This window comes from Alteromonas sp. 5NW40-0090 (genome assembly GCF_057552975.1).
This window is the reverse complement of record NZ_BAAJLT010000006.1, coordinates 19,470-45,243: the sequence shown is the minus strand read 5'-3', so window position 1 is coordinate 45,243 and position 25,774 is coordinate 19,470. Positions and strand designations below refer to the sequence as shown.

The window sequence follows — 25,774 nt, the reverse complement described above, 5'->3', positions numbered from 1 at the left end:
TTGGTCATCGACAAGTCTGGGGTTATTCACTATTGCACGCCGGCATTCCTTCACATGACGCAAGCCTACCCCAAAGACTTTTCTGTAGGTGGCGGCGAGACAACATTATCAGGAAAGCACATTGACGATATTACTGTTGGGGCTAGCCCTGCGGAAAATCCGTCTTACTTACTCACCCACGCTCCAAGAGATAACAAGCTACTCGTCTCACTCGCGGAACACAGCTTTTGCGTAAGTACATCTGCAATACTGGCGGAGGAAAACGATACTCAGCTTTTTGTCACAGAATGGCAGGACAACACCGAGAACAAACGCAATAAAGGTATGGTCGATGCCATTATGCGAAGCCAAGCGGTAATTTCGTTTACCACAGACGGCGAAATCTTGTCGGCCAACGATAACTTTTTAGCTGCAATGGGGTATAGCGAAAGCGAGGTGGTGGGAAAACACCATCGCACTTTTGTCGACAGTGATTATGCCAAAAGCGAAGAATATCAGCAGTTTTGGAAAAAACTAAGAAGCGGTGACGTACATAGCGGTGAGTTTTGCAGGATAAACAAGCAAGGCGAAGAGGTGTGGATCCAAGCGACCTACAATCCGGTGTTTGACGATGACGGGAAAGTGGATTACATCATAAAATTCGCCTCAGACATTACGGCGCAAAAGCAAATAAATGCAGATTACCAAGGACAAATCACTGCCATTAATAAATCACAGGCCGTGATTGAGTTTGATCTTGAGGGAAATATCTTAAACGCTAATGAAAATTTTCTTGCCGCAATGGGCTATAGCTTGTCTGAAATTAAAGGACAACATCATAGTATGTTTGTCGACCCAAGCTACAAACTAAGTGCAGAATACGCCGCTTTTTGGCAAAGCTTAAAAGCCGGAGAGCACAGCGAAGGAGAGTACAAACGCATTGCAAAAGGTGGCAAAGAAATATGGATCCGCGCGTCTTACAACCCCATTTTTGACAGTACAGGCAAGCCATTTAAAGTGGTCAAATTTGCCACCGACGTGACGCAAGATAAGTTAAGAAACGCATATTTCGAAGGGCAAATTAACGCTATTGGTAAATCACAGGCTGTCATTGAATTCGATGTAGATGGCAACATTATTACTGCTAATGACAACTTCCTAAATACAATGGGATACCGCCTAGACGAAGTTAAAGGTAAGCATCACCAACTATTTGTGGATGAAGAAACCAGGCAGTCAGATTCATATCAGCGCTTTTGGTCTGAACTTAAATCCGGCAAATTCTTCTCTGGCGAGTTTAAGCGTGTAAGCAAATCAGGTAAAAGCGTATGGATCCAAGCTTCTTACAATCCCATAGAAGACATGAATGGCAACCCGTTTAGGGTGGTAAAATACGCCACCAATATTACCGAAGATAAACTGAAAAACGCTTATTTTGAAGGTCAGTTGAACGCAATAAGTAAGTCTCAGGCAGTCATTGAGTTTGACCTAGAAGGTGTAATCTTAAACGCGAACAGCAATTTCTTAGCCGCTATGGGCTATACCCTTGATGAAGTAAAAGGAAAACACCACAGTATATTTGTAGACCCTGCTTTTAAAAATAGCCCTGAATACGCAGCATTCTGGGAACAGTTGCGCCAAGGGGTTTATGCAAGCGGTGAATATAAGCGTTTCAATAAAGCAGGAAAACCAGTTTACATTCAAGCCTCTTACAACCCTATTTTAGATCAAGAAGGCAAGCCGTTTAGAGTGGTGAAATATGCCACAGACGTAACGGGAAGAACGATAGCAGTTGAAAGTATTAAGTCCATTATGGCGAGTCTAACAGACGGCGACTTACTTCAAACGATTGAAGAGCCGTTAGATGGCGACTTCAAAGTGCTTGGTGAATCGATTAATCACTTTATTATTGAGTTGCGCGATACCATAGTGAAAATTCACACCGCCGTAGAAACCATCGATACGGCTTCAAATGAAATCGCCACCGGCAACGCCGACCTGTCTAGTCGTACCGAGCAGCAAGCGTCTAGCCTTGAAGAAACTGCTTCTGCGATGGAAGAGTTAACGGGCACAGTAAAGTTAAATGCAGAGAACGCCGATCAAGCCAAAGGACTGGCCAGCCAAGCGTCGGAAGTGGCATCTGAGGGCGGCAAAGTTATTGAGCAAGTGGTTCACACCATGGGTGAGATTAATGACTCTGCCCAGCGCATTTCAGACATTATCGGTGTTATTGACGGCATCGCGTTTCAAACCAATATTCTTGCGCTAAACGCAGCAGTTGAAGCCGCGCGAGCTGGCGAGCAAGGCCGTGGGTTTGCTGTCGTTGCTTCTGAAGTAAGAACGTTGGCACAGCGCTCTGCAGAGGCGGCAAAAGACATTAAGGCACTCATTTCGGCGTCGGTCGATAAGATTGGCGATGGTAATGTATTGGTGAATAAGTCTGGCGAAACTATGGCTAATATCGTTACTGCGATTAAACGTGTTAACGATATTATGTCTGAAATTGCTGCGGCATCATCTGAGCAAGCCACCGGAATACAGGAAGTGAGTAATGCGGTGGTTCAAATGGACGAAATGACTCAGCAAAATGCCGCGTTAGTTGAGCAGGCAGCGGCGGCGGCTGACAGTATGAGACAGCAGTCAGGTGAATTAGCGCAGCGGGTGTCGGTATTTAAAGTGGGAGGAAGCAGGCAAAAGACCAACCATACTTCAGGTAGCAAGTCTTTAAATGGCAGTCACGAATTACCTAAAGAACGTGAAGTGCCAAAGCAGCGGATAAAAGCGCTCAATCCTGCCGCGCCTGACGCGTCGGACTGGGAGGCTTTTTAGTGTATGTCAGCCATACAAAGCACGGATGCGCAGAGGGAATTTTCATATAGCCGAAGGGACTTTGAGCGGGTTAAAAGCCTGCTTTTTAAACAAGCCGGTATTAATCTGGCCGATTCCAAAGACGCTATGGTTTATAGCCGCCTTGCGAGGCGGCTGCGCACGCTCGAAATAAACAGTTTCAAAGAATATTTAGCTTATGTTGGAAGCTGTGACGATGAAATGGAGCACTTCATTAATGCGCTTACCACTAACCTCACCGCGTTTTTCAGAGAGCCGCACCACTTTGAAGCGCTAGCCAATTACCTTCGAAAGCGACCTCAAACTAAACGTATTTGGTGTGCGGCGAGCAGCACGGGTGAAGAGCCTTACAGTATTGCGATGACCGTGGCGTCGGTATTTGGCACCTTTACGCCTAACGTGCAAATACTCGCCACAGACATCGACAGCAAAGTACTGCAGAAGGCCCGCCAGGGCGTTTATGCTCAAAACAGTATTAGCCAGCTTTCGCACGATTATAAAACGCAATTTTTCTACAAAGGTAAAGGCGCACAAACCGGTAGAGTAAGGGTAGTGGATGAGCTGAGAAAAATGGTGGAGTTCGAGACACTAAATTTAATGTCGCCAAGCTGGTGCTTAGAGGCGCCGATAGACGTAATTTTTTGCCGCAATGTCATGATCTACTTCGACCGACCTACTCAGCATAAGATTTTAGCGCGCATGGTGAAGTTGATGCATAGCGACGGCATGTATGTGGCAGGGCACTCTGAAAATTTCACCATGTATCCTGAACTTGTCGCTTCCATGGGGAAAACCATTTACCGACCCGTTGTTTAAAAAGGAAGTTGTTGTATGAGTCAGGATGAAAACCCCATACGTTACTTTGATAACCGTCTTCAAAAAGAAGCGGTGAAAATTCTGCCTGGACAGTACTACGCGACGGCTTCAGACAAAGCATTGGTGACTATTCTTGGCTCTTGTGTAGCAGCCTGTATTTTCGATAAAGACAAGAAAATTGGCGGCATGAATCACTTCATGTTGCCCGACCTCAATTTCACTACCAATTTAGACGCATGCTTAGCCACAAAATATGGCGTACACGCTATGAATATGCTGATAGATCAGCTTGTTCAGTTAGGTGCACGTCGCGACAAACTGGTCGCTAAGGCGTTCGGAGGGGGAAAAGTGCTACCAGGATTTGTGCAGCAAGACATTGGGCGAGTAAACGCCGAGTTTGTTCTAGAATATCTAGATAAAGCCAATATTCCTCTTATTAGCAGCGATTTAATGTCTAACTACGCACGCAAAATTTATTATTTTCCGGCCGACGGCAATGTTTATATGAAGCGAATTCGAGAGTTCAACAATGCCACGCTCTACGAGCGAGAGTCTGCGCATCGTGTTTTACTCTCTGAGCAAGCTAAAACCGGTGTCATTTCATTTTCGGAACAGTCACATGCCCATAAAAGTCCTCGTCGTTGATGACTCTGCGTTAATTCGCCAAATTCTTTCAGAGATAGTGGTGCAAGCCCCAGAGTTAACATTGGTGGGTGCGGCGCCCGATGCCTATGTAGCAAAGCGAATGGTTCAAGAGTTTAGGCCCGATGTTATAACCCTAGACATTGAAATGCCAAAGGTAGATGGGCTTCGATTTTTAGAAGTGATGATGAAGGCAATGCCAACCCCAGTGGTGATGATTTCTACGCTTACCGAACGAGGTGCCGATGCAACACTGCGTGCATTAGAATTAGGAGCGGTTGATTTTATCGCAAAGCCAAAGCTAGGTGTGGCGCAAGGTATGACCGAATATGCCGCACTTATCGTTGAAAAGATAAAAGCAGCAGGCCACTCAAAGTTAGGCCATCCTACTGAAACTCGCTGTACTAAGCATGCTTCTATGCGGTACACGGGCACAGAAAAGCTGATTGGTATAGGTGCATCAACCGGGGGAACCGAAGCGATTAAAGATGTCATCATGCATTTTCCTCGCAATGCCCCGGCAACTATCATCTCCCAGCATATGCCACCGGGCTTTACTACCACCTATGCCAGACGACTTGATAGCCTCTGCGAAATAACCGTAAGAGAAGCTCAGGGAGGAGAGCGCTTATTACCAGGCTTTGCGTATTTAGCGCCAGGTAACAAACACTTAAAAGTAGAGCGAAGTGGGGCTGACTATCGCTTAACTCTTGATGATGGCCCTAAAGTATCAGGGCACAAGCCCTCAGTTGATGTGATGTTTGATTCACTCGCTGAGCATGCAGGTGCAAACGCAGTGGGTGTATTACTTACTGGTATGGGACGTGATGGAGCAAAAGGTTTGAAGAACATGCACACTAGAGGCTCTGTCACTTTCTGCCAAGACGAAAAAACCTGTGTTGTGTACGGCATGCCGAAAACCGCCGTAGAAATGAAAGCTGCAAGTTTTATAAAGCCTTTAGAAGAAATTTCAGACGCTATACTAGATACTCTCGAAGCATTAGGAGCGGGTAGTCGGCTTTAAAATGTTCTTACCCCTTTGCTTCCCCTAGCGCTCTAACAATTTCTTTACCAACCACCCTATTCAAATCTCTTGTTTTGTTGTCTTAATTAGCTTGTCGCAAATGTCACTAAAGTAATAGTTTGATAAAAGTATTCAAAAGTATAATTGTTGAATATAAGAATTAAATCATAATTTGATTGTGTTTTATACAGCCGTTAGCTCGGTAGTAATAACTGAGGTGAAATTGTGGTCGCCATCACAGCAAATTATCTGGAAAGCTTTTTCTCCAATAAAAGCAACGCTTTCATAGTCGCGTTTTTAATGATGTTGGGAAGTTGGACTTTATCCTTTACATCGGCAGCGCATTTGGGCCTTGCACTTAGCTCTGCCTGTGTGTTTTTTCTTTTGTTTGTATTGCTGAAGGTGACAAATGGAAGCCAGACATCAGAAATTTCAAGTGCTAATCATTGTGCAGTCCAACATTCCACATCCCCCGCCACTTTGCCAGACACAGATGCTATGTCTATTGCAGTATCCGAGGCTAGCGACATATTGTCGGTCTCCTCATCTAACCTAGGTGATATTTTTTCTACGCAAAGCGATGCGGTGGGTACGTTAAGCGAATCGTTCATTTCACTTCAAACATTACTGGGGCAACAGGAAACAAGTATCAATAACCTACTTAACGATGATGAAAATAGTGACTGTGCCTACGCCGACAAAATGCGCACATTTGCGTCTGATACAGACGCTACGCTAACCCAATTTATCGCTTCGACCAGCGAGATGACAGATTCTACAAGAGCGTTAGAAACTCAGGTCCAAACCATTCAACAGGCAATGCCTACTGTTATCGAAGCCTTAAGTGGGATTGATGATATTTCCTCTCAGACAAACCTGTTAGCACTGAATGCGGCCATTGAAGCGGCGCGTGCAGGTGAGGCCGGCCGAGGATTTGCTGTTGTTGCTGATGAGGTTCGTGCGCTTTCTACCCGTTCTACACAATTCAGCGACGTAATAAAAACTCAAATAGAAAACATTCGGTCACTTATCGACAAACTTACCGAAACTGCTGAAGTTGTTGCTTCTCAGGATATTTCTCACGTTGTTAACGCAAAAGATGCGATTAGCGAACAGCTCAAAGGCATCATTAAAAAAGCAGAAGCAGACATACAAGGTGCTAGTGAACTTGAGGCTATTCGGCAACAGTTAGCTGATGCAACAGCAGCGGCAATAAGAGGTTTACAGTTCGGCGATATTAACGGGCAAAACCTTACGTATACCCGCGAGATTATTGAATTCATCGTTGAGCAACTTTCAGAGCTCAGCCCTGAAAGCGCAACTCGTGTGCGAGAAAACCTGGAAAACTATCAACACTCACTGACGGAAAAGGGGCAAGCAGACCACAACCCGGTCTCTGCTACTTCTATGGATGCGGGTGATGTGGAGCTTTTTTAGCGGTAACAAAAATCTCTACAAAGCAAAGAAAGAGCAATTTTGACAATTCAAAAGGTGGTTGAATTATGAGCAAAAGCATATTGATTGTTGACGATTCAGTATCTATTCGTCAGATGGTTGAAATGACCCTTAAGTCAGCGAACTACAACGTTACTACGGCACAAGACGGCCAAGATGCGTTGGACAAATGTCAGGGGGCTCGATTTGATTTCGTACTTACCGATCAAAACATGCCTCGCATGGATGGATTAACGCTAATCAAGTCGCTAAGAGGGTTAGCTAATTTTCGCTCGACGCCTATTGTAATGCTCACCACAGAGGCAGGCGATGATATGAAAGCCAAAGGTAAGGCGGCGGGGGCTACGGGGTGGATGGTGAAGCCCTTTGATCCAAACAAGCTATTAGATGTGATGAAGCGAGTGTTGGGCTAATCGAAAATCGGTTTTAATAGGGCAAGCGGGAGTCAATCATGACCATTGATGTAAACCAGTTTCACGGTGTGTTTTTTGATGAGAGTGACGAGCACCTTCAAGACATGGAGCAGTTGCTCATGACTTTGGATGTGGACGCTCCCGACCCTGAAGAGTTAAATAGTATCTTTAGAGCGGCGCACTCCATTAAAGGTGGTAGCGGGATTTTCGGCTTTGACGCGTTAATGAACCTTACTCACGTAATGGAAAACCTACTCGACAAAGCGCGTAACCAAGAAATCCAAGTCACGGCACATATCGTCGATATTTTCCTGCAAACCCTCGATGTGCTCAAAGACACCTTATCAGCTTATAAAGAACAAACAGAACTCCCTCAAGAACAAATTGACGCCAGTATCAAAGTACTCGAAGAGACACTTGCGAGCGCATCAGGGCAGCCGGTGCAAAATGCTCACGACTCTCCCCAACAAAACGCTGACGATGAAGCCAACGAAATTGAGGGTTTTGGTTTCTTTGATGAGGATGAGTCTGAAGCTCAAGCGCAAAGTGAAAATAGCGCAGACGATATCGAAGGTTTTGGGCTCTTTGACGATGAAGCGACATCTAGCGACGCACAGGCTGACGCACAAACAAATCGTGATACCGGCAAGGTCGATGAAGGTTTCGGCTTCTTCGAACCAGAAAACCTTCCCGTAAAAACAGAGAGCACCCAGCCTGCCGCCCCTAAACAGCCGATTGTGAAACCGGTAAAAACTAAGCCAAAAACGGCAGCAAAAGAGGCCGCGTCAATTCGTGTCGATACCACCAAAATAGATGCGATGGTTAATCTTGTCGGCGAACTCGTGATTACTCAATCCATGCTTTCCAACGTAGGCCAGGAAGTTGAAGGGCAAGTGGGAGAGCGACTACAGCTTGCTATCGACGAGTTACAGCGCAATACCCGTGAAATTCAAGAATCGGTCATGTCCATGCGTATGCTGCCGGTGAATATGACGTTTAATCGTTTCCCCCGAGTAGTGCGCGACCTGTCGTCAAAGCTAGGCAAAAAAGTCGACTTGGTCATTCAAGGGGGCAACACTGAAATTGATAAGAGCCTTATCGAAAAACTGGTCGACCCGCTCACTCATTTAGTCAGAAACAGTATTGACCACGGTATCGAAAGCCCTGAAAAGCGCCTTGAAGCGGGTAAGTCTGAAAACGGTACGGTTATTTTAAGTGCAGAGCAGAAAGGCAGCAGCATCATCATCGGTATTATTGATGACGGTGCAGGCCTAAACAAAGCACGTATTTTAGAGAAAGCCACGCAAAACGGCTTGGCCGTTACGCCCGACATGCCAGATAGTGAAATTTGGCAGCTTATATTTCAAGCCGGTTTTTCAACCGCCGCTGAAGTGACCGATGTATCGGGTCGCGGTGTAGGAATGGATGTAGTGCGCCGAAACATCGAGTCGATAGGCGGACGCATTGAAATTGAATCGTCGCAGGGCGAGGGCTCAGCCTTTTATATCCACTTACCGCTCACACTGGCCATTGTAGACGGCATGTGCGTGTCGGTCGGCGACCAGATTTTTGTTATTCCGCTGCTCAATGTTATCGAATCCTTCCAGCCCACGGCTTCCCAAGTAAAAACACTTGGCAATGATAAGGTGCTGTGGATTAGAGACCAGTACTGGCCGCTGGTATCGCTTACCCAACTTATGCAGGTGGACGACGGCATTACTGAACCAACTAAAGGCATAGTCGTGCTTCTGGAAAGTAGCAAGAAACGCTATGGCGTGCTGGTGGACTCTTTAGTGGGTCAGCAGCAGGTCGTGATTAAAAGCTTAGAGCAACATTATAAAAAGGTCGCAGGGATTGCCGGTGCCACCATTATGGGGGATGGCAAGGTAGCCATGATTTTGGATGCCGACTCGGTAGCGGCAAATTGTACCACTATTCCGAATGAAGAGGTTTCACTATGAGCGAAGCAGCCCTGCAGCAAGCCGTAAGTGCGTCGAAAGAGAATGAATTCTTAAGTTTCGTGTTGGGCGAGGAACACTATGCCCTAGACATCACGACGGTCAAAGAAATTCGCGGCTATGAGCAAGTCACCAAGATAGCTAACGCACCAAGCTTTATTAAAGGTGTAATTAATCTGCGTGGCGACATTGTGCCTATTGTGGATTTGCGCATTAAGTTCAACGTCGGTGAAGCCACCTACAACGACTTTACTATCGTCATCATGCTAAACGTCCACGACCGTATCGTTGGCATTGTTGTTGACGGAGTGTCTGACGTAATTCGCCTATCTGAAGAAGACATGTTGCCACCACCAGAATTCGGTGTGGCGTTCGATAGCAAATACCTTCACGGGTTGGCAGATGTGGATGAACACATGGTTATTTTAGTGAATATTGAGAGCTTAATTACAAGTAACGAATTGGGCTTAGTTGAAACAAAAACACAAGTAGTTGAGGGTTGAAGCAATGGGAATCATGACGTGGTTAGAAGACTTCACGAAGGCAACGGATGTTAACCAAGCATTGAGAAACAAACAGGCCCTTGATGCCACAACGTGTTGCATCATGATGGCCGATGCAGACAGAAATATTATTTATGCCAATCAGTCGGTAAAAACACTGCTTAAAGAAAATGAAAAGAAATTACAGGCCGTTCTTCCCAGTTTTTCTGCTGATAATTTGGAAGGTCAGAACATCGACCAATTTCATCGAAATCCTTCACACCAGCGCAACATCCTTGCTGAACTAAAATCGACAATGACTTCTACAATTAGTATTGGCGATTTGAACTTCAAACTCACGCTTACGCCTTTTTTCGACCAAGACAGCAAAAATATAGGCACTATGGTTGAGTGGGTCGACCAGTCTGAGTTGCTCATCAAAAGCACTATGTTAAATGTATTAAACGAAGCGCAAGCGGTTATAGAGTTTAATGCAGACGGTGTTATTCAAAACGCCAATGATAACTTCCTAAATGCCCTTGGCTATAGTCTTAACGAAATTGTGGGTAATCATCACAAAATGTTCTGCGATAACCAGTACATTCGCACTGAAAAGTACGCGCAGTTTTGGCGTGACCTTAAAGAAGGCAAGCCTCAAAACGGTGAGTTTTGTCGCTTTAATAAAATGGGTAAAGAGATTTGGATCCAAGCCACTTACAATCCGGTCTTCGATGGTGATGGTAAGGTAATACGCGTGGTGAAGTTTGCCACTGACATTACTGCATCAAAATTACGTAATGCATATTTTGAAGGGCAAATTGAAGCAATCAACAAGGCCCAGGCGGTTATTGAATTTGACCTTGAAGGAAAAATTCTGAACGCCAACGAAAACTTCACCAACACAGTTGGCTATAGCTTAGATGAAATCGTCGGCAAACATCACAGCATGTTTGTAGATGATGAGTACAAGCGCAGCGTTGAATACAGCCAGTTTTGGGAGCAGCTACGCCGAGGCGTACTGTTTACTGATGAGTTTAAGCGCGTGGGCAAAGGCGGTAAAGAAATTTGGATCCAAGCATCTTACAACCCCATTTTAGACCAAAATGGCAGACCCCACCGTGTAGTAAAATACGCCATTGATATCACCGCCACAAAGCAAGCCATAAGTGATATCAAAACGGCAATGAATGAGCTTGTTCAAGGTAATTTGGACTGCCGTATTGAGCATGAGTTTGACGGTGAGTTTAAAGAGCTTGGCACATCAATCAACCGCTTTATAGATGATATGCGCCGTATCATAGGGTCTATCAGCGATGTAATGACCCGTTTGTCTGATGGTGACTTAACTGCTGAACTTGATGAACAGTTTGAAGGCGAATTCCAAGTATTGGGCGATGCTATAAATCAGTTCGTCGGCGAGATGTCTGGCACTATTGGCTCCATCTACCAAGCGGTAGAGACCATTAATACTGCTTCATCTGAAATAGCCACAGGAAACTCTGATCTTTCAAGTCGTACTGAACAGCAGGCGTCAAGCCTTGAAGAAACGGCTTCAAGCATGGAAGAGCTTACCGGTACGGTAAAACTTAACGCTGAAAACGCGGAACAAGCCAACAGTTTAGCATCGCAAAGCTGCGATATCGCTTCGCGCGGCGGAGAGTTAATTCGTCAGGTCGTCGACACCATGTCGTCAATTAACGAGTCGGCACAAGAGATCTCAGACATCATTGGTGTTATTGACGGCATTGCATTTCAAACCAACATTCTTGCGCTAAACGCCGCTGTAGAAGCAGCAAGAGCGGGGGAGCAGGGGCGCGGCTTTGCCGTTGTTGCGTCAGAAGTACGAAGCTTGGCTCAGCGCTCTGCTGAAGCGGCAAAAGAGATCAAAGAGCTTATTTCAGACTCGGTGAACAAAATTGATGGGGGCAATAAACTCGTCAATCAGTCTGGCGAAACAATGGAAGAGGTGGTGACCTCTATCAAGCGGGTAAACGACATAATGTCGGAAATTGCGGCGGCGAGTTCTGAACAGGCTTCAGGCATTGAAGAGGTGAGTAAAGCGGTAGTACAAATGGATGAAATGACGCAGCAAAACGCAGCGCTGGTAGAAGAAGCGGCGGCGGCTGCAGAAAGCTTACAGCAGCAGGCGGGCAATTTATCCGAGCGTGTATCGACGTTTAACATTGGTGGTAAAGCGGATATCGCGCAGGCGGTTCCAAAAAAAGTACCGCAAGAAGATAGAGACAAAAATTTGGCTTCAGTGGCCATGCTAAAAACGAATAAGAAGTTAGCTCCAAAAGTGCCACATAACGATGAGTGGGAGTCTTTTTAGTTAACTAAAGGCGAATTCTTAGAAAGGGAATTCGCCTTTTTTATTACTTGACGTTTTATTCAGCGCTCCAACACGTAGCGCTACAGAAAATAGGTGATGCTATGGGTGTTTTTAATATATTTCACAATGAAGAATTGGTGGCTGCGCAAAGTCTTTCACGCTTTCAAGAGCAAGCATTAAGTGAAAGTACCGCATGCTTAATGTTGGTCGATGCTGAAGGCACAATCACGTTTGCTAATAAAGCATTCAAACAGCTTGCGGCAGAATATGAAGAGCAGTTTTCACGCTCGCTTCCAAACATCAACCTTCAAAATTTTACCGGCACCTCGATTGCAGGCTTCTTCGCAAATAGCAGTGAATTAAGTCAGCGGTATAACACCTGTAATAGTAGCGATACCTTTCTACTGCCTGTAGGAGACTTACTTTTTACATTGAACTTGACCACGATAAAAAGCGTGGAAGGTGAAATGCTTGGCACAATGGTGGAGTGGATAAACGATCAAGAGCTACAGCATAAATCGGGGTTACTCGATGGCTTAGATCGTTGCCAAGCCATTATTTCATTTTCGCCAGAAGGCATAGTTGAGGATGCCAACGACAACTTTCTTAAAGTAACAGGGTACACGAAAGAAGATATTGTCGGTAAACATCACCGCTTGTTTGTATTGCCAGATTATGGCGTATCTGAGGAATACAGTCGCTTTTGGGAGGGGTTAAGAAACGGTGAACGAAGCAGTGGTGAGTACTGCCGTGTAGCGAAAAACGGTGACAAAATTTGGATCCAAGCCTCTTACAACCCCATTTATGACAAACTGGGAAATATTGTTCGCGTAGTTAAGTTCGCAACCGACATTACGGCGCAAAAACGTAAAAACGTGGACTATGAAGGGCAAATAAACGCAATCGATAAATCGTTAGCGGTTATTGAGTTTAACCTAGACGGTATTATCCAACACGCCAACGAAAACTTTTGCGCTACAACAGGCTATGACTTGAGTGAAATTCAAGGTCAGCATCACAGTATGTTTGTTGAACCCAATTATAAAATGAGTCCCGAGTATTCGGCTTTCTGGCGTGACTTAAAGAAAGGTGAGTTTAAGTCAGGCGAATTCAAACGGGTGAAAAAAGATGGCAGTGAGCTTTGGATCCAAGCGTCCTATAACCCTATCTTCGACGAGTTTGGCAAGCCAACAAAAGTGGTGAAATATGCATCTGACGTCACCGAACAAAAGCTGCAGAATGCATTCAACACAGGGCAGATAGATGCAATAAGTAAATCTCAAGCAGTTATCGAGTTTGACCCTAATGGCAACATTGTGAGCGCTAACGATAACTTTTTGGCCACGGTTGGGTATGCACTAGACGAGATCCAGGGTAAACATCACCGTATATTTGTTACCAAACAAGAGCGTGAATCTGAAGAGTATCGGGCCTTTTGGAAAAAGTTAGCTGAAGGGCAATTTTACTCAGGGGAATTTCATCGTATTGCTAAAGATGGGTCTGACGTATGGATCCAAGCAACCTATAACCCCATTTTAGATATGAGTGGTAATGTTGTAAAAGTGGTGAAATACGCCAGCAACATTACCGAACAAAAGGTGAAAAATGCCTATTTTGAAGGGCAGTTAGCCGCCATTGGAAAGTCTCAAGCAGTCATTGAATTTAACATGGACGGTATCATTCAAGATGCCAATGAAAACTTCTTAAATACGGTGGGCTATACCCTAGAAGAAATTAAAGGTAAGCACCACAGTATGTTTGTAGAGCCAACTCACCGCGCAAGCCCAGAATATGCTGCCTTTTGGGATGCTTTACGTAGCGGCACCTACTCTTCTGGTGAGTACCGCAGAGTTGGCAAAAACGGCAAAGAGATTTTCATCCAAGCTACCTACAACCCCATCTTAGACCATAACGGTAAGCCATTCCGCGTCGTCAAATTTGCTACCGATATTACCGGCCGAACTCAAGCTGTAGATGAAATTAAACACGTAATGACTAAGCTTACAGAGGGCGATCTCACCGTTAATATCGACCATGCATTAGACGGAGATTTTGCTGTCTTGGGTGAAGCAATCAACCAATTCATTAATGAAATGCGAGGTACGATCACCAGCATTAATGAAGCGGTAGAAACCATCAATGTTGCCTCGGGGGAGATTGCGACTGGAAATGCAGACTTATCGAGCCGCACAGAGCAACAAGCGTCAAGTCTTGAAGAAACAGCGTCAAGCATGGAGGAGCTAACCGGCACCGTTAAGCTTAACGCCGAGAATGCCGAGCAAGCCAATGGCCTTGCTGCGCAGGCAAGTCAAATTGCCTCTCAGGGCGGAGAGGTTATCAGCGAAGTGGTGGACACGATGACACAGATAAATGACTCTGCTCAGGAAATCTCAGACATTATCGGTGTTATCGACGGAATTGCTTTCCAAACCAACATTCTGGCGTTGAACGCCGCGGTGGAAGCTGCGCGAGCGGGCGAGCAAGGACGTGGTTTTGCCGTTGTTGCCTCTGAAGTCCGTAACTTAGCGCAGCGTTCTGCAGAAGCCGCAAAAGACATCAAAGAGTTAATTTCAGACTCGGTGAGTAAAATTGCAAGCGGTAACCAGCTAGTAGTGAAATCCGGTGAGACTATGGCTGAAGTGGTGACCTCTATTAAACGAGTGAACGACATTATGTCAGAAATTGCCGCGGCGTCTGCCGAGCAGGCCGCGGGCATAGAAGAGGTAAGTAAAGCCGTAATTCAAATGGATGAAATGACTCAGCAGAATGCCGCTTTGGTAGAAGAGGCTGCGGCAGCAGCAGATAGTCTTAAGCAGCAGTCTTTGCAGTTAAACGAGCGGGTTTCTGTTTTTGAAGTAGGCAAAGGGCTAAACAATGACCAGCAGCATATAGCGGCACTTACTCACGGTGATTTTCGTCAACCTCAGCGCCTACCTACAGCACATGTGCAGCGAGCGTCTCAGACTAAGGCACTCACGCCAGCTATGCCTGACGAGGCAGAGTGGGAATCATTCTGATGACTACGGTTGTTTCGAGGCAAGATAGCACCAGGGAGTTCGCCTTTGAAAAGGCGGACTTCAAAAACGTGCAGAAAATGTTGTTCAAAAAAGCAGGGATCAACTTATCTGACGCAAAAGAAGCGATGGTATACAGCAGGTTAGCGCGGCGAATTAGGGCAAGAAATCTGCGCAGTTTTAATGAATACCTTGCTTTAGTGAACACGTCCGAGTCGGAGTTAGAGCAGTTTATCAATGCGCTAACCACAAACTTAACCTCTTTTTTTCGCGAGCCGCATCACTTTACTGCCCTGGCTGATTATCTTAGCCAGCATAACGTTACCACTATCTGGTGCGCTGCCAGCTCAACCGGCGAGGAGCCTTATTCAATCGCGATGGTTGTTGCTGAAGCGTACGGAAGTTTTAAAACACCGGTAAAGATCATTGCGTCCGACATAGACAGTAAAGTTCTGGCAAAAGCTAAGGCTGGCGTTTACCCCTTAGCCTCTATTGCGAAAATACCCCAACATCGACAAAAGCAGTTCTTCCACAAAGGGAAAGGGGCTAACGAAGGCAAAGTAAAAGTGGTGGACGAATTACGTAACATGGTGCAGTTCAAGAAGCTGAATCTCACCGATGCGAAGTGGGACGTAAAAGGGCCGCTTGACGTTATATTTTGCCGAAATGTGATGATTTATTTTGATAAGCCAACGCAGCTAAAAGTACTACAAAAAATGGTCGGCATGCTGAAGCCAACGGGATTATATATGGCCGGACATTCTGAAAATTTCAATATGTATACTAATCTTGTGAGACCGGTGGGGAAAACCATTTATCGCCCCGTCGACTAGGAGAGACAGTGGCGTCGACCAATTTTGAACTGCCTATAAGCTACTACGACAAGCGCTTTTCTATAGAAGCGGTAAAGCTGTTACCCGGCCAGTATTTTGTAACTACACAGGACAAAATGCTAGTCACGGTACTCGGTTCTTGCGTGGCTGCATGTTTGTTCGACGCCCATACGGGAATTGGCGGTATGAACCACTTTATGCTGCCTACTGTGAATAAGCCGGCAGGCGAATTCGAGCAAGCGCAGGGAATGGCAGCAAAATATGGTGTGCACGCTATGGAAATTCTTATAAACGAGCTTGTTAAAGTGGGCGCGAAAAAAGAACGACTTAAAGCAAAGGTTTTTGGAGGAGGGAAGGTAGTACCTTCTTTTGTTCAAAATGACGTGGGTAAATTTAATGCTGAGTTTGTAACCCAGTTTCTAGAAACTGAGGGCATACCAGTTTTAGCGAGCGATCTGTGTGATGTGTACGCTCGCAAAGTGTACTTCTTTCCAAGTAACGGCAATGTACTAATGAAGCGCATTCACGAACTCAACAACGCAACAATTATTGAAAGAGAAAGCCAACACCGCTGGGAGCTATCGAAGCAAGCGCCAAGCGGTAGTGTAGATTTATTTGAGGACTAGTCATGACAATAAAAGTGTTGGTAGTTGATGATTCAGCGCTTATCCGCCAAATACTCAGTGAAATCATTAAAAGTGAGCCAGACATGACGCTGGTGGGGGCAGCGCCAGATGCGTTTGTAGCCAAAAAGTTGGTGCTTGAGAAGTCTCCCGATGTCATAACGCTAGACATTGAGATGCCGAAAGTGGATGGCTTGCGCTTTCTTGAAGTGCTCATGAATGCCAGACCCACCCCTGTGGTAATGATATCTACGTTGACAGAAAAAGGGGCCGACGCCACTTTAAGGTCGTTAGAGTTAGGGGCAATTGATTTCGTCGCCAAACCTAAAATTGGCGTGGCACAAGGTATGGCGGAATATCACGAATTAATTGTTGATAAAATTCGTACTGCCGCACGCTCAAAAGTAAAGAAGGCGTCGACTGCTAAGACGGCCTCTGTAAACAAAGTCAGTTACTCAGGTACAGAAAAACTCATTGCCATAGGCGCCTCGACTGGCGGTACCGAAGCCATAAAAGAGGTGCTGCGAACCTTCCCTGCTAACGCCCCTGCTACGGTGATCACTCAGCACATGCCTGCTGGGTTTACGTCTACCTATGCACGGCGGTTAGACTCTGTCTGTCAAATGCAGGTTAAAGAAGCTAAAGGCGGAGAGCGTTTGCTTCCTGGACAGGCGTATCTTGCACCAGGCGATAAGCACATGGAAATTGAAAGAAGTGGGGCTGATTACCGCATAAGGCTTACCGACGGGCCTAGGGCATCGGGTCATAAGCCCTCTGTGGATGTACTGTTTAATTCGCTATGCAAAAGCGCTGGTAATAACGCAATAGGCGTATTGTTAACGGGAATGGGGAGTGACGGCGCCATCGGTCTTCAAGAATTATTTAACGCCGGTTGCGAGACATTCTGTCAAGATGAAGCAAGCTGTATTGTATTTGGTATGCCTAAGGTTGCCATTGAGAAAGGGGCTGCTAAACAAGTTTTGAGTTTAGATGATATGGGCAAAGCGGTAATGCAAACTGTAGAGAGGCTTTCGGCAGGTAGTCGCTTGTAATAATAGTGAGTAAATACTTACAGAATGCAAATATTGTCCTAAAAACTGTAAAGTGATTGTTATAACTTTTCTTGTTACAGAAAAGTTTAGGTGTTTTAATAGCATGGCTTAACGAGTAGGTAGCGCTGCTTCAGAATGCTGTTGCTGAAGCCGATACTAAGGATAGGCTTACTTGGAAGTGCGTAAAAATATAAAAATCGATACGTAAGTGGAATGGTAAGGCGAAGCGTTGTCGTCATAATAATATAAAAGACAACGGTTTATGTGTAATAGTGGTGGCAAAGTAGTCAAAGTTTTATTACTACGTATATTTTGCCGTACCTAATAACAAAAAAAGGCCTGCTATATTCCTTACAGATTTTAGAGCAAATATATGCTCATTCTTACGGTATGACACTAACCCGGGATTATAACGAGTAGTTGGGGACTCTTATGAAACAGCAAACGCTAATAGCGCTATCGGCCTTAATGTTTTCTTCTTCAGTTTTAGCAAATGGCGGTTTTGAACCGAACAAGAAAGCGTGCGTTAACGTCGGAAAAGAAATCACTCGCGTAAGCACCGAAATGGACGTGGCAAAGTCAGGTATTCAGAAGTCATGGCTTAAGCGTCAATTAAGTGCATTAGAAACTAAACGCAATTCATGTAGCACGAAAGGCTTCAAGGCTAATCATTCAGAGTTAGCAAAGCTTTAGTCGCTAAATGTTTAGAAGCCAAAAAGTCTTACCACGGTAAGACTTTTTTGTTTTTAACAGCATGGAAAGAAGAGGCTAGTCACTGAGTCACTAAAGGTATTAATTTATGAAGCGAACTAATACTGTGATCAGGAGCAAGACCTAACGGGTACATCATTTTGCCCGAACGCTCTACAAAGGTAGTCTGCATACCTGCCGCTTTGGCGCCACTTACATCCCAACCATGTGCCGCCACCATCATGGCATCTTCGTTCTTTACGTCAGCCTGCTGACAGGCCCAGTGATAAACCGCAGCATGTGGTTTGTAGGTACGTACACTTTCCACACTTAATACATGGGAAAAATAGGGCTTAATGTTTGCAAACTCAAGCTGTGCGTCTAGTCCTGCTTTAGACGAGTTTGAAAGCGCGACCAAGGTTACACCAGCACTTTGAAGCGCCTTCAATGTAGGAACAACATCGTCGTGCGCTGGCAATCGGGTAATATGCTGCTTGATGGTATCTTTTGCGGTAGCCTTATCAACAGATATATCCTTACTGTGAGCTACCATGGTAAGTGCTGCGGCACCAATATCAATGAAATCGTGAAACTGTCCAGACGCAACATCCACTAAACTGTGATGCAATAGGTTAGCAAACCATAAGTCTACCAGTGTCTCATCGCCGTTTAGCACCGACGCTAAGCCTTTTTTTATGGCCTGCATGTCTAGTAGTGTTTCATTAATATCGAAGAAAATAACCTTTGGCGTCACGATTCACCTTCCTATAGTTGATGATAGTAAACGGTACGTTTCGTTTTTTAGCTTGTGCGTTGCTTATACCACTGTAAAACAGAATTGGTTTTGCTAAAGCACATTACGACCAATGTCGATGAAATAACGCTGACAGGATATAAGAAGAATCTAACAAGAAAGGGTTGCAAGAAATGGCAGCAATAACGACATAAATTCTGAACGGGATATATTAAGAAAAACGAACAACAAAAAGCCGGCACTAAGGCCGGCTTTATTTTTAAGTGTTGCGCTTTTTGTTCTTAGAAGAACAAGTAAGAAACGCTAAGCTTCATGCTACGAGGCATAATGTAGCGGCCGTTAGGTGAATCTGGATTACGCGGATCACCCTCGGTAATACCTTGTTCGTCGGTCAGGTTATCAACAGAGAACTGAAGACGAAGTGATTCAGTTGGCTCTAGCGTTAGACCTACATCAATCTTCTCGTATCCCTCTAGTACAACTGTGTTTTCGTTGTTACCAAAGCGATCATCAACCGCTGATAATGTACCGTATACCGTGGCATACATATCGCCAATATCGAAGCCGTAGCTTGGTGTTACACGTACTTGCCAACCAGGCTGACGCTGAGATTCATTGCCTTCGTTATTGGCGCTGGCAGTAATTTCAGTTTCTTGAATAGTTCCGTTCACGCTTAACGAGAAGCCTGAATCGTGGTTATAGCGACCGTCAAGTTCTATACCGTAAGCTTCGTTAGTAAGAATTTCAGCCGGTGCGCCCGGACGGCGTACAAACGTATCGCCTTTTACTTCGTTTGCGAATGCAGTCGCAAAGAACTGGATGCTGTCATTCATGAACTTATAGCCAAGCTCGCCTTGAGTAACTTCTTGAATCAAGTCGTTACCGCCAGTGTAGGCACCCCAGTTGTCTCTGAAGTCGTCGAAATAAGGCATTTTATAGCCTCGGTTCATGCGAACGAATACACCGCTAGTGTCATTAAGTGCGTAATTTGCGCCCACTGTCCACGACGTTTTGGTTTCGTCGTACTCAAGCGCTTTAGTTATTTTTCCATCAAGATCTTCATCTACCGAATAGTTCACTTCGTGATTTTCACGGCGTAGCCCTAAGTCGATGCTCAGGTCTGTGGTTGCGTACCACGTACCCGTTGCATAAAGTGCGAACGTGCTTGCATCACCTACAGAGCTGATGTCGTAGTTCCAATCGCAGCCTTGTGCGTCTGTGTTACATTCGATACCGTCTAGCAATTCACCGCCTGGCTGCAACACGTGGTAAGCCGTGTTGCCAATGCTCCACCAGTCATTGGCTTTGGTTGATGCACTGTAAATACCAAATGATGTATCGAAGTCTTCCCAGCTTTTCGACACAGCAAGGTCGTTAGTGAAAGCTTCAATATCTTTAAGTACTACCCAACGGCCGATTTGCTGAATAGGCGTGTCACCGTCATATACTGTGCCAGTTACAGCACCAGTGGCTGATTCGCCATTGTCGGCAACATTTGCAACGGTAGTCGCAGAACCATTCGGTACAAGACCAAAAGTATTGGCTTCACCTTTGGTAAGGTTAAAGCGGTCAACTAGCTGCCAGTCGTTGCCTAAGTCAAGCTTAATGCTACCGCCACTTACGTGTCCGTCCCATCCACGACCTTCGCCAAAGTCGAATGACTCAGTGGTATCATTAGGGCCATACGTAATGGTGCCTTGGCGATTCAATGGACCAATTTGCGTATAGTTTGCGTCGATGCCTTCAACGTTTAAAGGTGTAGGTAAGTACCAAGTACCGCGATCGTCAGTTTGACGGGTATAAAGGTTAAGCTCGCCTTTTTCGAAAACTTTAGTGATGTTAACGGTGAACTGGTTACCCTGCTCAGAGTTAAAGCCGGCATCACGAATACCTTCTGAGCTCTTAATGTAGCCACCTACCATGTAGTACAAGTCGTCATCTAGTGCGCCGCTTGCAACCACGTCAATACGGTTTAGGCCGTAGTCAGAGATAGTGTACTTCGCTGACGCTTCTGTCGACTCGCCACCACGTTTGAGGCGGAAGTTTGTTGTAAGGCCTGGTTGACCGTTGCTTACTACTGGGTTTGGACCACCGCGTAAACCTTCAACCATTTCAATGGTATCGTCTATGCGAAACAGCTGAGAGTTCTCAAGGAAAGATAGCGTAGGTGCAGGGTAGATAGGAGAGTTCTCAAGCGCAATCGTTAAGAACGGCGCATCGCCACCACCTGGAAAACCACGCACAAATACGTTCGCGCCAGACTCACCGCCTGAGCTTTCAACCCAAACACCTGGAATGGCCTTAAACAAATCGGCCGTAGACTTAGGTGCCAATTTTTCAATGTCGCTAGCGTCGATGTTGGTTACCGCGAAGCTTGCGTCAATCTTTCTAATCCCTGCGCCGCCTGGCGTACCGCTGACAACAATGATCTCTGCGTTGTCTTTCGCTTGTTGTTTTACGTCTTCTTGTGCCATGGCAGGCTGCGTTAGTGCTACCGCTACTGCACTCGCCAGCATTCCTTTTGTAAACAACGTTTTCATGGTGTGTGCTCCCGAAAATGTTCTATTGCGTTGTTAACTGAATGCGTTAAACAGGTTTAAAAATTGTTATACGCATCACGATTGCGAAACAAAATAGATCTGTTTGCAAACGATTGCAAGAATAAAATGCAATCGTTTGCAAATTTTTTGTTTATTGTTGTTAACATGGTTTTACGCCAAGACGATTCGCGCTATATTGTGAATTCGGCTGTAGAGTCGACGATTTATCCGGTTTAGGTAGTGGTTTTACGCTTTTATTTTGTAGTGCTATCACGGGTAACCCGGTATACCGAAAATTATTAGAGAATGGTCACATTGGTTTCTGAAACAAAACTCACCTTAGCGAAGCTGGCTGATATTGCTGGTGTATCAACATCGACAGCATCACGGGCACTGAAAGACAACCCGCTTATTAAGCAGGAAACCCGAAGCAGAATTCAGGCACTAGCTAAAGAGCACAATTTTAGTATTAACGCGGCCGCTAGCCGCTTAAGAACACAGAAAACTCACGTGATAGCGGTGATTCTAAATCTAATCGACAACACCGAACAAAGCACCACAGACCCATTCCTGCTTAAGCTGGTGGGAGAGCTAAATCAGGCGCTAAATGCCAAAGGCTACGAGCTACTGCTGTCTAACTCATTTATGGCATCTGACGATTGGGCGAACTACTTTATTCGCAGCCAGCGTGCCGACGGCATTATTGTCATTGGACAAGGCAAATCTACGGCCAAAATCGACCGAGCAGCACAGTCGGGCATTCCCATTGTAGTGTGGGGCGATGCAAAAACAGACGCGCCATATCCCATTATTGGCGGCGACAACTATCTGGGGGGCTATACGGCAACCCAGCATTTGCTGAGCCACGGCGCTAAACGCATCTTGTTTCTTGGAGACTCTGAACACGCGGAAATGCAGGAACGTCACAAGGGATATTCGCAAGCCCACCGCGATGCGAATGTGCCAATAGACACGCAGTGCACCTGCGCCATCGATATTACGTCGAAAGCAGCGTACCAGTACATCAACGAGCGTATAAAGGCGAATGGGTTAGATTTCGACGGGATCGTTTGTGTAAGTGACATGGTGGCACTAGGCGCGTTAAAAGCACTAAAAGAGCGCTATGTAGGTATTCCAAGCGACGTAGGCATTGTGGGTTACGACGATATTTCTTTAGCTGAACTTATGCACCCGTCGTTAACAACGGTGCGTCAGAATACTCAGCAAGCCGCAATAGAGATGGTTACGCAGCTATTAAACCAGTTTGAAAACAAACCTACAGAAAGCCAGGTAGTGGAAACAACCTTAATTGCCCGTCGCTCTACGCAGCACAGCGACTAATATTTCGCTTTTTTATCAGCTTTTTAACGCATAAACGCTATTATTTAACGGTAACAGGGTGTCGATATTAAGCTCTAACGAAAAAATAATAGCGCTTTGCAAACGTTTGCATTTTTATTTTCTTACGACTACACTCCTGCATAATTCAGTTAACAGAGTGTTTACACATGTCCCGATTCATGGTCATTGCAGCCATTGCCATTAGCTACTACGTATTTGCCATACTACTTAACAGTGTGGGTACTGTTATTCTGCAATCGATCAATAGCTTCGACATTAGTAAGCCAGAGGCAAGCACACTAGAAGGCTTTAAAGACCTTTCTATTGCTGTTGTCTCGTTCCTAGTGGCCAGCTTCATTCCAAGAGTTGGCTACAAGCTTTCAATGTTACTTGGGTTAGCATTAGTGGCCGTTGCCTGTGCGCTGACGCCTTCTATCGCAAGTTTCTGGTTCATTAAAGTGTTGTTTGCCTGCATAGGTACTGCATTTGCGCTAGTGAAAGTGTCGGTGTACGCCATTATTGGTCAGCTGTCGTCTACCACTAAAGCGCACTCATCGTTAATGAACACCATTGAAGGTATTTTTATGTTGGGCGTGTTGTCAGGCTACTGGGTGTTCGCTGGGTTTATCGACCCCAATAACGATGCTTCTTTATCTTGGCTGAACGTTTACTACTTACTAGCTGCGCTGGTTGGTTTTACGTTAATCGTTGTGGCATTGGCGCCTATAAAGCCTGTGGAAAAAGCGCAATCAGAAGGCCTTGCAAACGAGTTCTTAAGCATGCTGAAACTGGCGTATAAGCCTTTAGTGCTGGTGTTTATCTTCTCTATTTTCTTGTACGTGTTGATAGAGCAGGGCATAGGTTCGTGGCTGCCAACTTTTAACAAAGAGGTGCTGGGCTTACCTACTCAAGTCAGCATTCAAATAACCAGTATCTTTGCGATAGCGCTGGCCGTTGGGCGCTTAACTGCGGGCGCAGTACTTACGCGAATGAACTGGTATCCCTTCTTAAATATCTGTTTGGCGGGTATGGCTACGGTAATGCTACTAAGCTTACCGCTTGCCGAAAACGTGGCAGACAGCACAATAGCCAGCTGGGCTGATGCACCAATAGCTGCGTTCCTTATTCCATTAATTGGATTGATGATGGCGCCTATTTACCCCGTATTAAACTCGGTAATGCTAAGCGCGCTACCTCAACATCAACATGCACCTATGACAGGGCTAATTGTTGTATTTTCGGCTCTTGGGGGAACCACAGGTTCTATCGTGACTGGATTTATTTTCGACGCAGTAGGGGGTCAACAAGCATTTTATCTATCGCTTATTCCAATCGGTGCATTAGTGGTTACCCTATTCTTCTTTAAACGAGCGTCTTCTTCTCTATCGCCTAAAGGTGCGCAGTAACTATGAGTTCTTCTTCACACAACTGGCGCGACAGCTTGTCGTTTTTTGCCAGCGACCTGTTTAAACATGTGCAAATGGCACAGCTATTTCCAGACAGCAAAACCTTCGCTGACGCTATTGTCAAAACCGATCTCAATACCGTTTTAGCGGCCTACGAAAAAGCGTGTTTAGATGCTGAGAAAAGCGGCGAAGCAGTAGACTTAGCTACGTTTGTTAATACCCATTTCGATATTCCAGAAATGATTAGCGCAACATCGCAAACCAAGTTTGAACATGTAGCCGATTATATTGAGTATATGTGGCAGGTGCTAACGCGTACCCCCGACACTGAGCAGAAAGATAGCCTAATAGCGCTAACCCGCCCATACATAGTGCCGGGTGGACGCTTTCGCGAAATCTATTACTGGGATACATATTTTACCGCGTTAGGTTTAATTGATGCGGGGCGCACCGACATGGCAATTAACATGTTGGTGAACTTTGTAGATATTTTAAATGAAGTAGGCTGCATTCCTAATGGCAACCGCGCCTATTATTACTCTCGCAGTCAGCCTCCTATTTTGGCGTTGTTTTATAATTTGCTTAAAGACGCACTAAGCGACCAGCAAAAAGAATACGTTATCTGGGGCTTAAAGAAAGAATACCAGTTTTGGATGAATGAAGCGGGCGAGAACGCATCACAGAAGGGCACAGCACAACTGCGCACGGTTACCATGCCGTGTGGCGCTACACTTAATCGTTACTTCGACACCGAGCCTACGCCTCGCCCTGAGTCTTATCGAGAAGACATAGAAACAGCAGAGCACATAGGCGCTGACAAAAGTCAGTTTTACCAGCATGTTCGCGCGGCTTGCGAATCGGGTTGGGACTTTAGTTCGCGCTGGCTAGCTAATCCCAATTCATTGGCAAGTATTCGTACAACTGAAATTATTCCCGTAGATTTAAATGCGCTTTTGGTAACGCTTGAACAGACTCTGGCACGCGTCACTAAAGGTGCCGAGCAAGCGCGCTACAATGCGGCATCTACAGCACGAATTAAGGCAATAAACACCTATTTGTTTAATGCTGAAAAGGCGGGCTATTTTGACTATCACTTCCCCACACAAACTCAAACCGATGTAGTGTCAGCGGCTATGTGTGTGCCGTTGTTCGTTGGTATTGCAAATGAACAACAGGCAGAGGGAGTGCGCGCTACGATAATGAACACCTTGCTAAAAGAAGGTGGCGTGGTAACCACTTCAAACGCTACGTCGCAACAATGGGATGCGCCAAATGGCTGGGCACCGCTTCAACTGTTTGCCGTTGAAGGGCTGCGCAACTATGGGTTTGAAATGCAGGCTCAAACCATCATGCTGCGCTTTTGTAAAACCATTGAGCGCCACTTTGCATCAAGCGGTGTGCTACTTGAAAAGTACAATGTATGTGAACCGGAAATAAAAGCAGGCGGTGGTGAATACGACGTTCAGCTAGGTTTTGGGTGGACTAATGGCGTGTATACCCGCTTTCAGACATATCTGAACCAGTAAACAAGCTTCCGTTAAAAAAAACGCGCGTGCCGTAACAACGGGCCGCG

The 25,774-nt window shown here is 45.5% G+C and carries 19 protein-coding genes; 17 read left to right on the top strand and 2 right to left on the bottom strand.

What is annotated here, in order from left to right; genetic code table 11:
* The first annotated feature begins 324 nt into the window (after positions 1 to 324).
* The 14 genes from AC27KT_RS08760 to AC27KT_RS08695 all read left to right on the top strand — a co-directional run bounded on the left by AC27KT_RS08760 (position 325) and on the right by AC27KT_RS08695 (position 18,163).
* A complete protein-coding gene (locus tag AC27KT_RS08760) occupies positions 325 to 2,808 on the top strand; it encodes a methyl-accepting chemotaxis protein (protein ID WP_487129507.1) in 2,484 nt (827 codons plus the stop codon).
* Between the two features lie 3 nt (positions 2,809 to 2,811).
* Positions 2,812 to 3,642: a CheR family methyltransferase gene (locus AC27KT_RS08755; RefSeq protein WP_487129139.1), complete on the top strand. Its 831-nt coding sequence runs from the start codon at positions 2,812 to 2,814 to the stop codon at positions 3,640 to 3,642.
* A gap of 15 nt (positions 3,643 to 3,657) precedes the next feature.
* On the top strand, positions 3,658 to 4,287 hold the full coding sequence (gene cheD, locus AC27KT_RS08750; RefSeq protein ID WP_487129137.1) for a chemoreceptor glutamine deamidase CheD: 630 nt from the start codon (positions 3,658 to 3,660) through the stop codon (positions 4,285 to 4,287).
* Entirely contained in the window at positions 4,262 to 5,308 is a 1,047-nt protein-coding gene (locus tag AC27KT_RS08745; protein WP_487129135.1) for a protein-glutamate methylesterase/protein-glutamine glutaminase, read from the top strand. The genes cheD (AC27KT_RS08750) and AC27KT_RS08745 overlap by 26 nt, the downstream gene beginning before the upstream one ends.
* A gap of 225 nt (positions 5,309 to 5,533) precedes the next feature.
* Positions 5,534 to 6,745 carry a methyl-accepting chemotaxis protein gene (locus tag AC27KT_RS08740; RefSeq protein ID WP_487129133.1) on the top strand — a complete coding sequence of 404 codons (1,212 nt, stop codon included), beginning with the start codon at positions 5,534 to 5,536 and terminating at the stop codon, positions 6,743 to 6,745.
* A 65-nt stretch (positions 6,746 to 6,810) separates the two neighbouring features.
* Positions 6,811 to 7,176: a response regulator gene (locus tag AC27KT_RS08735; protein WP_039217225.1), complete on the top strand. Its 366-nt coding sequence runs from the start codon at positions 6,811 to 6,813 to the stop codon at positions 7,174 to 7,176.
* Positions 7,177 to 7,214: 38 nt separating this feature from the next.
* Positions 7,215 to 9,137: a chemotaxis protein CheA gene (locus AC27KT_RS08730; RefSeq protein ID WP_487129129.1), complete on the top strand. Its 1,923-nt coding sequence runs from the start codon at positions 7,215 to 7,217 to the stop codon at positions 9,135 to 9,137.
* Positions 9,134 to 9,637, top strand: a complete 504-nt coding sequence (locus AC27KT_RS08725) for a chemotaxis protein CheW (protein ID WP_487129127.1) — start codon at positions 9,134 to 9,136, stop codon at positions 9,635 to 9,637. The genes AC27KT_RS08730 and AC27KT_RS08725 overlap by 4 nt, the downstream gene beginning before the upstream one ends.
* Positions 9,638 to 9,641: 4 nt before the next feature.
* Positions 9,642 to 11,948, top strand: coding sequence for a methyl-accepting chemotaxis protein (locus AC27KT_RS08720; RefSeq protein WP_487129125.1), 2,307 nt, complete (start codon positions 9,642 to 9,644; stop codon positions 11,946 to 11,948).
* A gap of 101 nt (positions 11,949 to 12,049) precedes the next feature.
* Complete coding sequence (locus AC27KT_RS08715; RefSeq protein WP_487129123.1) at positions 12,050 to 14,965, top strand: methyl-accepting chemotaxis protein; 2,916 nt, start codon at positions 12,050 to 12,052, stop codon at positions 14,963 to 14,965.
* A complete protein-coding gene (locus tag AC27KT_RS08710; RefSeq protein ID WP_487129121.1) occupies positions 14,965 to 15,795 on the top strand; it encodes a CheR family methyltransferase in 831 nt (276 codons plus the stop codon). The genes AC27KT_RS08715 and AC27KT_RS08710 overlap by 1 nt, the downstream gene beginning before the upstream one ends.
* An 8-nt stretch (positions 15,796 to 15,803) precedes the next feature.
* On the top strand, positions 15,804 to 16,421 hold the full coding sequence (gene cheD / locus AC27KT_RS08705; RefSeq protein WP_487129119.1) for a chemoreceptor glutamine deamidase CheD: 618 nt from the start codon (positions 15,804 to 15,806) through the stop codon (positions 16,419 to 16,421).
* Between the two features lie 2 nt (positions 16,422 to 16,423).
* Positions 16,424 to 17,470 (top strand): protein-glutamate methylesterase/protein-glutamine glutaminase, encoded by a 1,047-nt coding sequence (locus AC27KT_RS08700; RefSeq protein ID WP_487129117.1) that lies wholly within the window; start codon positions 16,424 to 16,426, stop codon positions 17,468 to 17,470.
* Positions 17,471 to 17,902: 432 nt separating this feature from the next.
* Positions 17,903 to 18,163: a hypothetical protein gene (locus AC27KT_RS08695; RefSeq protein WP_136783043.1), complete on the top strand. Its 261-nt coding sequence runs from the start codon at positions 17,903 to 17,905 to the stop codon at positions 18,161 to 18,163.
* A 79-nt stretch (positions 18,164 to 18,242) separates the two neighbouring features.
* Here AC27KT_RS08695 and AC27KT_RS08690 read toward each other — a convergent pair whose 3' ends face one another.
* Both AC27KT_RS08690 and AC27KT_RS08685 read right to left on the bottom strand, forming a co-directional pair.
* Positions 18,243 to 18,914 carry a haloacid dehalogenase type II gene (locus AC27KT_RS08690; RefSeq protein WP_487129115.1) on the bottom strand — a complete coding sequence of 224 codons (672 nt, stop codon included), beginning with the start codon at positions 18,912 to 18,914 and terminating at the stop codon, positions 18,243 to 18,245.
* Between the two features lie 281 nt (positions 18,915 to 19,195).
* Positions 19,196 to 21,454, bottom strand: coding sequence for a TonB-dependent receptor (locus AC27KT_RS08685; protein WP_487129113.1), 2,259 nt, complete (start codon positions 21,452 to 21,454; stop codon positions 19,196 to 19,198).
* Positions 21,455 to 21,760: 306 nt separating this feature from the next.
* Between AC27KT_RS08685 and AC27KT_RS08680 the strand changes: the two genes are divergently transcribed.
* From AC27KT_RS08680 to AC27KT_RS08670, 3 genes are all read left to right on the top strand, one after another.
* Complete coding sequence (locus tag AC27KT_RS08680) at positions 21,761 to 22,795, top strand: LacI family DNA-binding transcriptional regulator (RefSeq protein ID WP_014947952.1); 1,035 nt, start codon at positions 21,761 to 21,763, stop codon at positions 22,793 to 22,795.
* A gap of 167 nt (positions 22,796 to 22,962) precedes the next feature.
* Positions 22,963 to 24,201 (top strand): MFS transporter, encoded by a 1,239-nt coding sequence (locus AC27KT_RS08675; protein WP_487129111.1) that lies wholly within the window; start codon positions 22,963 to 22,965, stop codon positions 24,199 to 24,201.
* Positions 24,202 to 24,203: 2 nt separating this feature from the next.
* On the top strand, positions 24,204 to 25,727 hold the full coding sequence (locus AC27KT_RS08670; RefSeq protein WP_487129109.1) for a trehalase family glycosidase: 1,524 nt from the start codon (positions 24,204 to 24,206) through the stop codon (positions 25,725 to 25,727).
* Positions 25,728 to 25,774: the final 47 nt, after the last annotated feature.

Coding starts and splice junctions, on each gene's coding strand:
- AC27KT_RS08760 (WP_487129507.1), top strand. CDS start 325: ATGGTCGATGCCATTATGCGAAGCCAAGCGGTAATTTCGTTTACCACA.
- AC27KT_RS08755 (WP_487129139.1), top strand. CDS start 2,812: ATGTCAGCCATACAAAGCACGGATGCGCAGAGGGAATTTTCATATAGC.
- cheD (WP_487129137.1), top strand. CDS start 3,658: ATGAGTCAGGATGAAAACCCCATACGTTACTTTGATAACCGTCTTCAA.
- AC27KT_RS08745 (WP_487129135.1), top strand. CDS start 4,262: ATGCCCATAAAAGTCCTCGTCGTTGATGACTCTGCGTTAATTCGCCAA.
- AC27KT_RS08735 (WP_039217225.1), top strand. CDS start 6,811: ATGAGCAAAAGCATATTGATTGTTGACGATTCAGTATCTATTCGTCAG.
- AC27KT_RS08730 (WP_487129129.1), top strand. CDS start 7,215: ATGACCATTGATGTAAACCAGTTTCACGGTGTGTTTTTTGATGAGAGT.
- AC27KT_RS08725 (WP_487129127.1), top strand. CDS start 9,134: ATGAGCGAAGCAGCCCTGCAGCAAGCCGTAAGTGCGTCGAAAGAGAAT.
- AC27KT_RS08720 (WP_487129125.1), top strand. CDS start 9,642: ATGGGAATCATGACGTGGTTAGAAGACTTCACGAAGGCAACGGATGTT.
- AC27KT_RS08715 (WP_487129123.1), top strand. CDS start 12,050: ATGGGTGTTTTTAATATATTTCACAATGAAGAATTGGTGGCTGCGCAA.
- AC27KT_RS08710 (WP_487129121.1), top strand. CDS start 14,965: ATGACTACGGTTGTTTCGAGGCAAGATAGCACCAGGGAGTTCGCCTTT.
- AC27KT_RS08700 (WP_487129117.1), top strand. CDS start 16,424: ATGACAATAAAAGTGTTGGTAGTTGATGATTCAGCGCTTATCCGCCAA.
- AC27KT_RS08695 (WP_136783043.1), top strand. CDS start 17,903: ATGAAACAGCAAACGCTAATAGCGCTATCGGCCTTAATGTTTTCTTCT.
- AC27KT_RS08685 (WP_487129113.1), bottom strand. CDS start 21,454: ATGAAAACGTTGTTTACAAAAGGAATGCTGGCGAGTGCAGTAGCGGTA.
- AC27KT_RS08680 (WP_014947952.1), top strand. CDS start 21,761: ATGGTCACATTGGTTTCTGAAACAAAACTCACCTTAGCGAAGCTGGCT.
- AC27KT_RS08675 (WP_487129111.1), top strand. CDS start 22,963: ATGTCCCGATTCATGGTCATTGCAGCCATTGCCATTAGCTACTACGTA.
- AC27KT_RS08670 (WP_487129109.1), top strand. CDS start 24,204: ATGAGTTCTTCTTCACACAACTGGCGCGACAGCTTGTCGTTTTTTGCC.